Source organism: Psychrobacillus sp. NPDC093180 (assembly GCF_044754065.1).
Lineage (GTDB): Bacteria > Bacillota > Bacilli > Bacillales_A > Planococcaceae > Psychrobacillus.
This window is the reverse complement of record NZ_JBIVOJ010000020.1, coordinates 1-12,829: the sequence shown is the minus strand read 5'-3', so window position 1 is coordinate 12,829 and position 12,829 is coordinate 1. Positions and strand designations below refer to the sequence as shown.

The 12,829-nt window shown below is 37.9% G+C and carries 12 protein-coding genes and 1 pseudogene; 8 read left to right on the top strand and 5 right to left on the bottom strand.

Translation table 11 applies throughout. The features are described 5' to 3' along the window. Positions 1-12: 12 nt before the first annotated feature. Positions 13-387, bottom strand: coding sequence for a winged helix-turn-helix transcriptional regulator (locus ACIP9W_RS21145; protein ID WP_400793135.1), 375 nt, complete (start codon positions 385-387; stop codon positions 13-15). A 182-nt stretch (positions 388-569) separates the two neighbouring features. On the opposite strand from ACIP9W_RS21145, the gene ACIP9W_RS21140 reads away from it, so the two are divergent. The 3 genes from ACIP9W_RS21140 (at position 570) to fabF (ending at position 3,989) form a co-directional block, all read left to right on the top strand. Continuing rightward, positions 570-1,778, top strand: a complete 1,209-nt coding sequence (locus ACIP9W_RS21140) for an MFS transporter (RefSeq protein WP_400793134.1) — start codon at positions 570-572, stop codon at positions 1,776-1,778. Between the two features lie 3 nt (positions 1,779-1,781). Then, a complete protein-coding gene (locus tag ACIP9W_RS21135; protein ID WP_400793132.1) occupies positions 1,782-2,621 on the top strand; it encodes an aldo/keto reductase in 840 nt (279 codons plus the stop codon). 132 nt (positions 2,622-2,753) lie between these two features. Further along, positions 2,754-3,989, top strand: a complete 1,236-nt coding sequence (gene fabF, locus ACIP9W_RS21130; RefSeq protein ID WP_400793131.1) for a beta-ketoacyl-ACP synthase II — start codon at positions 2,754-2,756, stop codon at positions 3,987-3,989. A 63-nt stretch (positions 3,990-4,052) separates the two neighbouring features. On the opposite strand, the gene ACIP9W_RS21125 is transcribed toward fabF, so the two are convergent. Beyond that, positions 4,053-4,934 carry an SDR family oxidoreductase gene (locus ACIP9W_RS21125; RefSeq protein WP_400793130.1) on the bottom strand — a complete coding sequence of 294 codons (882 nt, stop codon included), beginning with the start codon at positions 4,932-4,934 and terminating at the stop codon, positions 4,053-4,055. 156 nt (positions 4,935-5,090) lie between these two features. Here ACIP9W_RS21125 and ACIP9W_RS21120 point away from each other — a divergent pair, with 156 nt between their 5' ends. From ACIP9W_RS21120 to ACIP9W_RS21110, 3 genes and pseudogenes are all read left to right on the top strand, one after another. Continuing rightward, on the top strand, positions 5,091-5,807 hold the full coding sequence (locus tag ACIP9W_RS21120) for a gamma-glutamyl-gamma-aminobutyrate hydrolase family protein (protein ID WP_400793129.1): 717 nt from the start codon (positions 5,091-5,093) through the stop codon (positions 5,805-5,807). 90 nt (positions 5,808-5,897) lie between these two features. Next, positions 5,898-6,988: pseudogene (locus tag ACIP9W_RS21115) on the top strand (threonine aldolase family protein). Between the two features lie 72 nt (positions 6,989-7,060). After that, on the top strand, positions 7,061-7,240 hold the full coding sequence (locus tag ACIP9W_RS21110; RefSeq protein WP_282242113.1) for a hypothetical protein: 180 nt from the start codon (positions 7,061-7,063) through the stop codon (positions 7,238-7,240). Between the two features lie 50 nt (positions 7,241-7,290). Here ACIP9W_RS21110 and ACIP9W_RS21105 read toward each other — a convergent pair whose 3' ends face one another. Beyond that, positions 7,291-8,556 carry an Nramp family divalent metal transporter gene (locus ACIP9W_RS21105; RefSeq protein WP_400793127.1) on the bottom strand — a complete coding sequence of 422 codons (1,266 nt, stop codon included), beginning with the start codon at positions 8,554-8,556 and terminating at the stop codon, positions 7,291-7,293. Between the two features lie 237 nt (positions 8,557-8,793). Here ACIP9W_RS21105 and ACIP9W_RS21100 point away from each other — a divergent pair, with 237 nt between their 5' ends. Then, positions 8,794-9,666, top strand: a complete 873-nt coding sequence (locus tag ACIP9W_RS21100) for a patatin-like phospholipase family protein (RefSeq protein WP_400793126.1) — start codon at positions 8,794-8,796, stop codon at positions 9,664-9,666. 1,007 nt (positions 9,667-10,673) lie between these two features. After that, positions 10,674-11,093, top strand: coding sequence for a pyridoxamine 5'-phosphate oxidase family protein (locus ACIP9W_RS21095; protein WP_400793125.1), 420 nt, complete (start codon positions 10,674-10,676; stop codon positions 11,091-11,093). Positions 11,094-11,168: 75 nt separating this feature from the next. Here the strand turns inward: ACIP9W_RS21095 and ACIP9W_RS21090 are convergent, their stop codons facing one another. Together ACIP9W_RS21090 and ACIP9W_RS21085 are read right to left on the bottom strand one after the other, a co-directional pair. Then, on the bottom strand, positions 11,169-12,116 hold the full coding sequence (locus tag ACIP9W_RS21090) for a cation diffusion facilitator family transporter (RefSeq protein WP_400793123.1): 948 nt from the start codon (positions 12,114-12,116) through the stop codon (positions 11,169-11,171). A 13-nt stretch (positions 12,117-12,129) separates the two neighbouring features. After that, positions 12,130-12,438 (bottom strand): ArsR/SmtB family transcription factor, encoded by a 309-nt coding sequence (locus tag ACIP9W_RS21085; protein WP_400793122.1) that lies wholly within the window; start codon positions 12,436-12,438, stop codon positions 12,130-12,132. Between the last annotated feature and the right edge of the window lie 391 nt (positions 12,439-12,829).

Below are 12,829 nucleotides of genomic sequence, written 5' to 3'. Positions count from 1 at the left end.
TAGCAATATTGATTAGCTTTTTAATTTGTCATTTAAAATGCTGTCTTCTAAAACGGAAAACTTATCCCCATATACTTTCGTGATATGCACTTCTCCCCATGCACATAATGCATCTAAAATGCTTCTTAAGCTTAAACCATATTCACTTAATTCGTATTCTACTTTTGGTGGAACTTGGTTGTAAGCAATTCGGTTTATAACGCCATCTGCTTCTAGTTCTCTTAACTGCTGTGTTAACATTTTTTGCGTTATGTCTGGCATAAGGCGCTTTAATTCGCTTGTTCGTTTTTTCCCGTGGGTTAAATGACATAGAATGACACATTTCCATTTTCCGCCGATTACTTCTAATGTTGCTTCCACCGATATATTATACTTCTTTTTCTTCATATGCTTCTCCTTCTCTATAGGCACCAAAAAGTACCTATATTACTTTTTGGTGCTTATATCACTTAAAAGTGCGTACTTTTCTTTAGCAACCCTTTGAATCATAATAGCATTTGCCGGTAATTTTACTCAGTATTTTGTACTTTGCGTATGAAATACGATAGCATACAGAAAGGAAAGGGAAAATGATTTTAGATAAAAAGCGAAGTATGTTTGCGCTACTTGCACTGGCTGTAAGTGCATTTGCAATTGGAACGACTGAATTTGTTAGCGTGGGACTTTTACCGTTAATTTCTCATGATTTAGATATATCCATGTCAACAGCAGGACTTACTGTTTCGCTATATGCATTAGGGGTAATGTTTGGAGCACCAATCTTAACCTCTCTTACATCCAGAATGCCACGTAAAACATTACTGTTATGGATTATGATCGTCTTTATTATAGGAAATGCTATTGCTGCAAGTGCCACCAGTGTAACGATTTTACTATTTGCACGTGTAATTTCCGCATTTTCACATGGGGTGTTTATGTCAATTGGATCTACTATTGCCGCTGACTTAGTTCCAGAAAATCGGAGAGCAAGTGCAATTTCCATTATGTTTACAGGGCTAACCGTTGCTACAATTACAGGTGTCCCATTTGGTACGTTTATTGGTCAACAGTTTGGCTGGCGCTTTGCCTTTGTGACAATTGTTGTCATTGGAATAATAGGGTTTATTGCGAATAGTATACTCGTTCCATCTGACCTAAGAAAAAGCAATCCGACAACATTGAGGGATCAAGTAAAGCTTGTGACAAACAGTCGAATCGTATTAATCTTGAGTATTACAGCGCTTGGTTACGGAGGGACATTTGTCGTCTTCACCTATTTATCCCCATTGCTTCAGACGATAACTGGATTCAAGCAAGCAACGATTGCCATTATTTTGCTTGTTTACGGAGTTGCGATTGCAATCGGCAATATGATTGGTGGGAAGCTTTCGAATAAAAACCCAATCGGTTCGCTATTTTATATGTTTATTGTACAAGCAATTGTATTATTTATACTGTTATTTACAGTACCATTGAAAGTGCCGGGCTTGATAACGATTTTCTTTATGGGATTGTTTGCATTTATGAATGTGCCAGGCCTTCAAGTATATGTTGTCATATTAGCAGAGCGTTTTGTTCCCGGTGCAGTAGATGTTGCTTCTGCTATGAATATTGCAGCATTTAATGCGGGAATCGCACTTGGCTCATACTTAGGGGGAGTTGTTGCAGAATCTATTGGACTTATCCATACTACATGGGTAGGTGCATTAATGGTTGTAATTGCCGCAATACTAACAGGTGTTAGTCGAATGCTCGAAAGAAAAGATAAAAAACAGCTGATGAAAATGGAGGAACGATAAAAGATGAAAAATTTACAATCTACAGCAGTGCTAAATAATGGTGTGGAAATGCCTTGGTTTGGTCTGGGAGTATTTAAAGTAGAAGAAGGGCAAGAACTAGTGGATGCGGTGAAAACTGCTATTAAGCATGGATACCGAAGTATCGATACGGCTGCTATTTATGGCAATGAAACTGGAGTTGGACAAGGTATTCGAGAAGCAATGGAAGAAACGGGAATTACAAGAAAAGAGCTTTTTATCACATCCAAAGTTTGGAATTCAGAGTTAGGATATGAAAAGACAATTGCAGCTTACGAAGAAAGTTTGTCTAAACTTGGCTTAGATTATTTGGATTTGTTTCTCATACATTGGCCTGTAGAAGGTAAATACAAAGAAGCTTGGCGAGCATTAGAAACACTTTATAAAGAAGGTCGAGTAAAAGCAATCGGAGTAAGTAACTTCCAAATTCATCATCTGAAGGATTTAATGGAAGACGCAGAAATTAAGCCGATGGTGAACCAAGTGGAATATCATCCGCGATTAACCCAAAATGAGCTCAAAGCATTTTGTAAGGAGAACCATATCCAGCTGGAAGCTTGGTCTCCACTTATGCAAGGGCAATTGCTCGATAATGGAGAGCTTCAGGAAATTGCAAATAAATACGGAAAAACGATTGCACAAGTTATTCTACGTTGGGATTTACAAAACGGAGTTATTACAATACCTAAATCTACGAAAGCACATCGAATAGTAGAAAACGCAGATGTGTTTGAATTTGAACTATCAGCGGAAGACATGCAGCTTATTGAAAGCTTAAATCAAAATCACCGCGTGGGACCAGATCCAGACAACTTTGATTTTTGATCCATATAAACTATTTTCTTGATTAAACATATGATTCATTGCAAATATTGTAATGGATCATATGTTTTTAAATTGGCATTTAGCTATTAGTAAGTTAACATAAAAATAAGGGAAAAAGATAGGAGGATGTATATGAAGCGTCGAGTGGTTGTAACTGGTTATGGAGTCGTATCTCCACTAGGAAATGATGTGCCTACATTATGGAAAAACATTAAAGAAGGAAAATCTGGTATCAAAAAAATTGAATCGGATGATTTTAAAGACATTAATACACAAATAGCTGGAATTATAAATGATTTTCCAGCGGAGGAATACCTAGATAAGAAGGATTTAGCAAAATATGATTTGTATACACAATACGCCTATGCGGCAACAAAACAAGCATTAGATCAATCGCAGCTCGATTTGGAGACGGTAAATAAAGAACGCATTGGTGTTTATATTGGCTCGGGAATTGGAGGAATAAACACAACACTAGAAAATCATAAAGTATTGCTTGAAAAAGGGCCAAGAAGAGTATCGCCATTTATGGTACCGATGATGATCAGTAATATGGCAACAGGGATTATTGCCATTAAATACGGATTTAAAGGACCAAGTTTTTCACCAGTTTCTGCTTGTGCTACGGCAAATCATGCAATAGGGGAAGCCTATTTAAATATCTTACATGGTTATTCGGACGCAATTATAGCAGGAGGAGCAGAGGCATCTATAAATCCATTATCTTTTTCAGCGTTTTCCAGAATGAGAGCGATGTCCACATTAAATGATGCACCGGAAAAAGCTAGTCGTCCCTTTGATAAGAATCGTGATGGGTTTGTTATGTCGGAAGGATCAGGTATTTTAGTGTTGGAAGAGTATGAGCATGCGAAAAAACGAGGTGCAACCATTCTAGGTGAACTAGTGGGATATGGTTCAACTACAGATGCATTCCATATTACATCACCTGATTTTGATGGAGCGGCAAGAGCGATGAAGCTAGCTATAGATATGGCGCAAATTGATCCTACTGAAATAGATTATATTAATGCACATGGAACAAGTACTCCGGAAGGGGATAAATCTGAAACGAATGCTATTAAAGCCGTATTTGGAGATCATGCTTATAATTTAAAAGTCAGCTCCACAAAATCGATGACGGGTCATTTATTTGGCGCAGCGGGTGGCATCGAGGCAATTATTACACTTAATAGTATGTTAGAGAATATTGCACCAGCTACTATTAATTATGAAACTCCGGACGAAGAATGTGATTTGAATTATGTACCAAACAAAGCTGTTGAAACAGAAATAAACTATGCGCTTTCAAATGGTTTTGGTTTCGGTGGACATAACGCAGTACTTGCTTTCAAAAAAATCGTTGAGTAAATACTAGAAAATAGAAAAAAGAAGCTTTCTGCCAGTGCAAAAAGCTTCTTTTATCTATTAATTTTAAGAGCTGACAAAGTCCCCACCATCGACATGGATTGTTTGTCCCGACATATAACTGGAATCTGCAGAAGCTAAAAGGACATAAGCAGGTGCAAGCTCAGCAGGTTGACCACGTCTACCTACTGGTGTATTAGCCCCATGTTGTTCTACTTTCTTCGCATCAAAGGTGGCAGGAATAAGCGGAGTCCAAATAGGACCAGGTGCCACGGCATTTACGCGGATCCCTTTTTCGATTAAGTGTAATGCAAGGGAGCGGGTAAATGCAGTAATCGCCCCTTTTGTTGCAGAATAGTCGATAAGCTCTGGTGAACCATTATATGCTGTGATGGAAGAAGTATTTACTATCGTATCTCCCTTCGACATATGAGGCAATGCTGCCTGTGTTAGATAAAACATGGAGTAGATATTTGTGGAAAACGTTTCTTGTAATTGATCTGGTGTAATTTTTAAAAAGTCGTCTGTAGGAAATTGTTTTCCGGCATTGTTTACTAATATATTTAGTTGTCCAAACTGTTGAACCACTTCGTCAACCGCGTTTTGACAATTCTCCTCGTCACTTAAATCTGTTTTAATTTTAAGTGCTTTAACTCCGTATTTTTCTATTGCTTGAATTGTTTCTTCCGCGTCTTCTTGTTCATTTTCATCTAAATATACAATAGCAACATTAGCCCCTTCTTTAGCGAAAGCTACGGCTACAGCTCTTCCAATTCCACTGTCGCCCCCTGTAATAAGCGCTACTTTACCGGAAAGTTTCTCGGAGCCTTTATAATTTTCATCATCATAAATTGGTTGTGGAGTCATTTCTGTCTCTGCCCCAGGTTGCTTGCTTTGAGTTTGTCCAGAAACCTCTTGATCGATTTTTGTGTATTTATCTGTAGTCATGTAACTCCTCCTTTTAATTGGTTAATTTTATTATTCCCTCGTTAGAAAAAAAACAAACTTCCAAAGTAGTTTGTCGGAATTGTAAGTTTCGTTTCTGTTAGAGAAAAATTGGGTATATTTATTACCGTATACATAATAGGAGAATGGAGAATAAGAATGAAACCGATCATTGGAATAACGGCAGAAGTGAAAGAGGATGGCAATTATTTTATGCCACCTGTCTATGGACAAGCAATTATACAAGCTGGAGGAATACCGGTATTGATACCACTTATACCAGAAGAAGATATAGAAGAACTAGCAACACAAATCGACGGTCTTTTTGTTACAGGAGGGGAAGATATCGATCCATCCTATTACAATGCTGAACCACATATACATCTTGGTAGAATCACGCCGATGTTAGATCAGATGGAGTTCAAACTTGTACAAAAAATGCTCGAATTGGATAAACCATATATAGGTGTTTGTCGGGGACTACATATGTTAAATGTAGCTTCAGGAGGAACGCTTTATCAATCTATTCACTCTCAGCGCGAAGAACCAGTAATGCAGCATGCTCAAAAAGCAATTCGTACGCATAGGTCGCATTCGGTAAAAGTAAACAAAGAAAGTCATTTGTATGAATTGTTACAAGAAGATGAGTTTAAAGTGAATTCATTCCACCATCAAGCTGTAAATGTAGTAGGGGAAAACTTAAATGTAGTTGCAAGAGCAACAGATGGCATTATCGAGTGTGTAGAAAGCACGAAACATCATTTTGTTTTCGGTTTCCAATGGCATCCTGAAGAATTTGCAGTGGATGGTGACGAGGCTTCGAAACGTGTATTCCATGCCTACATACAGGCTGCTTTAAAACGGAAAAATAGATAAACGCCGTACACTTTTCATTTGTATGAGTTCCAGAATTATTGTAAATTGAATGTATTGCAATTATTCGAAAAATTGACTGGAGATAACAAAATGAGTGAAGTAAAATTACTGTTCGAAGCATTTAAGGAGACTAAATATCAAGTATCAGGACATGGAAAGAGAGATATACAAGTCTTGAAGAGTGCCTTGCAAAACATAGATAGCAAGCAGGAAAGTGATATTTATGGTAATGGTCGTATTATCGAAGAATTTCAGAAAAAGATGGCAGAATATCTTGGAAAAGAAAAAGCAGTATTTTTTCCAAGTGGAACAATGGCCCAACAAATCGCATTGCGGATATGGTGTGATGATAAAGGTTTGAAAAAGGTTGCATATCATCCGCTTTGCCATTTAGAAATACATGAGGAAGATGGGCTAAAAGAATTGCATCATATCCAGTCTATTTTGTTAGCGAATAAAGATAGATTAATAGAGTTAGAAGATATAGCGAATATGGATGAAGAGGTTGCTTGTATATTACTTGAATTACCTCAACGGGAGATTGGTGGCCAATTGCCCGATTATGCAACAATAGAAAAAATTTCTACATATTGTCGTGATCAAGGAATTAGACTACATTTGGATGGAGCAAGACTTTTTGAAATACTACCTTATTATGAAAAAACAGCTGCTGAAGTATGTAGTCTTTTTGATAGTGTGTATGTGTCCTTTTATAAAGGAATTGGAGGAGTTGCCGGAGCTATTCTCGCTGGTGACAAAGCGTTTACGGATAAATCGAAAATATGGAAAAGACGACATGGGGGGATCTGATCAGCTTATACCCATATATCGTCAGTGCTAATTATTATTTCGATGAAAATGAACAGAGGATGAATCAGTTTTATCATGACGCTAAAGAGCTTGCTCTCTTTTTCAATACATGTGATTCTGTTTCGACTATTCCACTAGTACCTGTTTCCAATATGTTTCATGTCCATTTTCAAGCATCTAAAGAAGAGGTAGAACCTATATTAGCAGAATTATATAAAGAAACAAGTATTGGATTAACAGGCTATTTAAAAGAAATAACGCAAAAGTCATGTGGTTTTGAAGTGAATGTTGGTAATCAGTATGCAATTTTACCAAAAGAAAAATTGAAGCGAGTATTTCAATTACTGGATGAAAAACTAAGAAAATCTTAACTTTAACTCTTAATTACACATGAATAAAAGCTGTCCAAATGCACAAATTATTTGTCATGGAGGTGAAGATACATGACAAAAGGTAAAAACCCGAGAAAATCTCTAGATCGTGAAGAATATGGATTTGGTTATGATATAAGCCCAGATGATTTAGATGTAAGAGGACAAAACAAAGAAGCAAAGACAGCCAATGATAACGAAAACAAAGCCAAACCTACCAATAAAAATAGTCCTTCTAGATTAAATATTTAATAAACAAACGGTGAGAGCAACATGCCCTCACCTTTTTTGTTCTTAATTAGTTAATTGAAAAGTTTTATGAGTTCTCTAATACCAAGGAATCCAAACATAATGAGACAGCTAGTAAGTACAGTATTAGGTACCCATTTGTTTCTAAATTCTTTTGCCACTTTCTTCGAATTTAATAGGATGAGCAAGGACGCTGCTAAAAATGGCATAAATAAGGAACCTAACGCTCCGTAAAGAATAATAAGTTCAACAGGTTTACCAAAATAAAATAAAATCATCGGTGGGAATGTCAACCAGCATAAGAAAAAGCGATAGGCAGGATCTTTAGTAGATACTTCACTGTTAACAGCTTTTTTCTTTTTACGAACTGTTTTAACAAAGTCAGCAAAAAGATAAGGAACACCATTCCAAACACCGATTAGTGACGAATAGGCAGCAGACCAGAAAGCAACTAAGAACATCCATTTCATCGGAGTACCAAACTCTGCCCCTAGCATATGCGCTAGCTTTATTAATCCTTCGTCATCTCGAATACTAACTCCAGAACCAGCTAAAAATTGCGCACCAATAATTAATCCGGCAAAAGTGAATAGTCCAGTCAGCAAATACGCAATTTTTGAATCTGTCCGCATTCCAGAAATCCACTGTTTGCCACTCCATCCTTTTTCTTTTAACCAATAACCATAGGATGCCATTGTAATTGTCCCTCCAACACCACCTACTAATCCAAGCATAAGGAAGAAGGAACCTTGAGGTACGCGCGGTACTAAACCGTATGAAAATTCACCGAAACTTGGCAAAAATAGAGCGGCAGTACCGATAATTGTTACAAACATAACACCTATTAATACAGTCATTACTTTTTCGAATAATAAATAACGGCCAAACCAAACTAATATAAATCCAACAACCCCATGAATGATAGCCCATGCCCAAACTGGCATGATTGGGAACATTGCATGCATCGCCATACCTGATGTGGAGGCGGCAGCAGCTCCGTATACAAATCCCCAAATTATTGAATAGACTCCGAAATAACCAGTAGCCCATTTGCCGAGTTGATGCCAACCTTGTAACATCGTTTCCCCGGTCGCTAAGTATAATCTTCCAACCCCTTCATTTAGAAAATACTTTAGAACTGATCCAACGATAATTGCCCAAACGAATGTCATTCCAAATTGTGTCCCAATTACGAGCGAAGTGACTAAATCTGCTGTTCCTGCCCCAGTTGCTGCTACAACGATCCCTGGACCTATACTTTTTAGCTTTTCCCCAAAGGTTTGTGGTGGAAGCAATTGTTGATTAATTTCTAATGTCATATTATATCCCCTTTGTTCTTAGAAATGATAATTACTGTAACCCCTTACATTTATGTACGCATAGTGTACAATGGTACGTATTTTGTATTTCGTTTAATTATAACGAGAAATATTCGTTATAGCAACATAAAATTCTGACATATTAGAATAATAGGTAAATAAATGTCGGATATTGTTCTAATTCCTCTCCTTTTCTCTTACATTGTTATAACGACATGAAAAGGGAGTAGGTCATGTATGTTAATAGACGGGGTATTTTCGGGTGGGGGAATGAAAGGTATAGCGTTAGTAGGAGCTTTTCAAATATTAGAAGAAAAGGGATATGAATTTAAAAGGGTTGCTGGAACAAGTGCCGGAGCAATTTTGGCGTGTTTTATAGCTGCGGGATACACGGGAAAGGAAATTGAAGAAATAATGGTAGAGCAAGACTTTGTATCTCTACTAGATCCACGTAAAACTGTTATTCCTATCCCATTTATGAAGTGGTTGAATTTATATTGGGGGTTAGGTTTATACCAAGGGAAGGCTTTAGAAAATTGGTTTCTGGAGAAATTAGCAGCGAAAGGAGTTTATTCCTTTTCTGATTTACCGCCAGGATCTTTGAAACTTGTAGCATCAGATTTAACGAATGGGAAAATGATGGTACTCCCCGATGATTTGGAGAAGTATGGTGTATCTCCAGATAGCTTTCCTGTTGCTAGAGCTTTACGTATGAGTTGTGGAATTCCGTTTTTCTTTGAGCCAGTTAAAATGAGAGTAGGATCTGGAGACACAATTGTTGTAGATGGAGGAGTATTAAGTAATTTCCCAATGTGGATTTTTGATAATGGAAACAAAGAGCGTCCAATCGTTGGCTTGAAGCTAAGTAGTAGCTCAGAGGAGATGCAACCACATAAGATTAAGAATGGTTTGCAGTTATTCGAAGCACTTTTTTCCACGATGAAAAATGCACATGATGAAAGATATATCTCTCGCAAGCTGGAGAAGAATGTTATTTTTATCCCGGTTGATGAATATAGCGCTACACAGTTTGATTTAGATAGAGAGATGAAGTCAAAGCTATTAGAAAAGGGGAGAAATCGAGCGACACAATTTTTGAAAATGTGGTGATTCGTTTTTATTCATGCTTTAGGAAATTAAAAGATATATAGAATAAGATTATTTAGTCGTTGAAACGAACGCATTAGGTTATTAGAACCTCATGCGTATTATAGGGAAACTGCGAAGTAGTGAGTTGATGAAGTTGTCCGCTAGATTTTCACTGCAGTCGCACGCTTTCCGCCGGGTGAGCGATGAGCCATTCCCTCCGCTTTGGGCGTCGTTGGAATGTCTCATTTTGCTCCCTCATCCGGCAGGAGTCGACGCCTGCAGTAAAAATCAATAATAACTGCTTGTTTATTCAGGTATCGACTTGCAAAAAACCAACTATTAAACAGCTTCTCAACTGGGTAAATCCAATAAATGGTGGACTGCGACAATATCCACTGTGACTGCGATAAATTAGCCCCTGAACACGACAAAATACCGGCTGAACGCGACAAAGCCGACAAAGTCGATGCTTTTTGTAAAGCAATCCTCAATAATGCGCCATTATTATCGGCGTCTCACTCCAAGTAAACTTGTTCTATGAATAATTGGTTGCTCTCAGAGGTAATTTGGTTGCTTTCAGACTGCCTCTAGTTGCTCTCAACAGTCGTTTGGTTACTCTCAGGATAGGACTGGTTGCTTTCACTGCTTTTTGGTTGCCCTTATCCATTTTCTGGAGATACTTATTCTGCAACTACATAATTTGAGGGATTTAGTCCATCGGCGCGAGACTCTGCGGGAAAGCGAGAAAAACAAAATCCTGCAGACGCTCGCGACGAAGCGACTTGTCGCGAGCACGCGGAAAGCGAAGCGCCGCCGTGCCAAAATCCTAGTGGTCACCTAATAAAATTTCTTACATCGCAGTTTCCCTACACCCCGCAGTTATCCTCAATATATGTGGTATTCCATTATCATTCCCACAGGTCACACCGATTAGAGACAGGATTTTTCCCTTTATGTTACTGAAGGATTAATTTACATCAGAAAAGGAATAATAAAAGGGAAAGTCATTATAAAGGAGAGATTAATTCATGGCAAAAGATGCGAAAGAGCTGGCACAACAAATCTTAAAGGATAGTTTAATTGGTACGATGGCAACGATTGAACAAAACAAACCGCATTCCCGTTATATGACCTTTTTTAACGATGATTTCATTCTTTACACAGCGACAAGTAAAAAGACGCATAAAGTAGAGGAGCTTCAAAAGAATCCAAACACTCATATTCTTTTAGGATACGATGGCAAAGGATTAGGCGATGCTTTCTTAGAAATTGAAGGAACAGTTGAAGAACATGATGATGAGAGTATGAAGAAAAAGGTATGGAATAAGGCATTAGAAGGTTGGTTTAAGGGACCAGAAGATCCAAATCTCATCATTTTAAAAATTACCCCTACACAAATCCGAGTGATGAATACTAAAGGGGAAGAACCACAATTAGTAGAATTTTAGAATTCAACCACTCCAATTCAAGCAGCCCCTTCCGTTTAGCGGAAGGGGCTAATTTGCGTTGAATTGTATATGACGTTATTCCAACCTGCATTTCAATTCACTGTGTTTGATCTGATCAGTCTCTATTTGAATTGTTGCATGCTCAATGTGGAATTTCTCTTTTAATATATCAATCGCTTGTTGGAGAATATGTTGGCTATTCCTTTCCTCTTCAATGACAATATGGCAGCTTAATGAATCTAAACCAGAAGTTATCGTCCATATATGGAGGTCATGGACATGATTAACGCCTTCGATTTTTTCTAATTCAGCCTTTACTTCGGTTTGATCGATCGAGATTGGTGTTCCTTCCATCAAGATATGAACAGAATGCTTAATAATTCCCCAAGCACTTCGCAATATTAATAAAGCAACGAGAACGGAAATAATAGGATCGGCTATAAACCAATCAAATAATAGCATGAAGATTCCTGCTATAATTGCACCGATAGATCCTAAAGCATCTCCAAGTACATGCAAATAAGCACCACGTAAATTTACATTATTTTTTACATCGCCCTTACGCATTAATGCCCAGGCGCTCAATAAATTTGCGAACAAACCGACCGCAGCAATCAGCATCATCGTGCCGCTTGCAACTGCTTGAGGTTCGACCAATCGACCAAATGCTTCCCAAACGATAAATCCGGCAATAATAAATAACGTAATACCATTAAATAGTGCAGCTAATATTTCAAAGCGATAACCCCCAAATGTTTTCTGAGGAGAAGGAGCCCTTGAAGCAAACCAGATGGCTATTAGGCTTAAAAGCAAAGCGCTTGCATCACTTAACATGTGTCCGGAATCAGATAACAGAGCTAAGCTATTTGTAAATAAGCCTCCAAAGAACTCTAAAAACATAATTCCGGTCGTAATAAGTAAGGCAATTAGCAACCCTTTTTTATTTCCTTCCCGAGACTCCTCAAAATGGTGATGTGAGTGGCCGTGGTGGTCGTGACCATGATGATGATGGTGGTGACCCATAAAAATTTCCTCCTTATTTACATTCAATATGTGAAATGACTTGATTTAAAATAGTAATCACATGTTCGTCGTCGTACGTGTAGTAAAAAGTGTTTCCGTCCCGTCTGTATTTAACGAGTCGTAAATTTCTAAGTAAGCTGAGTTGGTGGGAAACAGCGGATTGTGTCATATTCAACACTTCCGTAATATGACTTACTGAACATTCTTCTTGAGATAGCAAATATAATATTTTTATACGAGTTGGATCGGCTAGTGCCTTGAAAATACGGGAAGCATCCTCAACCGTATTTGGAGATAAAAATGCATGCTCTTGTTGTTCCATTATAAATCCTCTTTTCCATCATAATGTATATGAACATATGCTCATATACATTATACGCAATAAGTAGTCGAATGGTCAATTCAAAAAATTGACTCGAAGGCATCCAGAGCTTATAATTAGCCTACAAAATTAATAATTTATCTTCCGTTAAGGGGAGTAGCTATACAGCAAAGTCGTCAATACAGGATTTATTTCCTCGGCTTTGTTGGCAACGATTGTTGTTTGCGAGACCTTACCAATTATTTGGTGATGTCTCTTTTCTATTAAAAGACGATGGACCAGATCTTGGTTTATCGTCTTTTGTGCGCTTGGCAGCGCTTTTCTCTAACGGGTGAAAGTCCCTAACATGCCGTAGTGGCGGAAGTGTATAGCTGACTGGTAGTGCGGGTAT

Coding starts and splice junctions, on each gene's coding strand:
- ACIP9W_RS21090 (WP_400793123.1), bottom strand. CDS start 12,116: ATGGGTCACCACCATCATCATCATGGTCACGACCACCACGGCCACTCA.
- ACIP9W_RS21110 (WP_282242113.1), top strand. CDS start 7,061: ATGACAAAAGGTAAAAACCCGAGAAAATCTCTAGATCGTGAAGAATAT.
- ACIP9W_RS21095 (WP_400793125.1), top strand. CDS start 10,674: ATGGCAAAAGATGCGAAAGAGCTGGCACAACAAATCTTAAAGGATAGT.
- ACIP9W_RS21120 (WP_400793129.1), top strand. CDS start 5,091: ATGAAACCGATCATTGGAATAACGGCAGAAGTGAAAGAGGATGGCAAT.
- ACIP9W_RS21100 (WP_400793126.1), top strand. CDS start 8,794: ATGTTAATAGACGGGGTATTTTCGGGTGGGGGAATGAAAGGTATAGCG.
- ACIP9W_RS21125 (WP_400793130.1), bottom strand. CDS start 4,934: ATGACTACAGATAAATACACAAAAATCGATCAAGAGGTTTCTGGACAA.
- ACIP9W_RS21085 (WP_400793122.1), bottom strand. CDS start 12,438: ATGGAACAACAAGAGCATGCATTTTTATCTCCAAATACGGTTGAGGAT.
- ACIP9W_RS21105 (WP_400793127.1), bottom strand. CDS start 8,556: ATGACATTAGAAATTAATCAACAATTGCTTCCACCACAAACCTTTGGG.
- ACIP9W_RS21135 (WP_400793132.1), top strand. CDS start 1,782: ATGAAAAATTTACAATCTACAGCAGTGCTAAATAATGGTGTGGAAATG.
- ACIP9W_RS21145 (WP_400793135.1), bottom strand. CDS start 387: ATGAAGAAAAAGAAGTATAATATATCGGTGGAAGCAACATTAGAAGTA.
- ACIP9W_RS21140 (WP_400793134.1), top strand. CDS start 570: ATGATTTTAGATAAAAAGCGAAGTATGTTTGCGCTACTTGCACTGGCT.
- fabF (WP_400793131.1), top strand. CDS start 2,754: ATGAAGCGTCGAGTGGTTGTAACTGGTTATGGAGTCGTATCTCCACTA.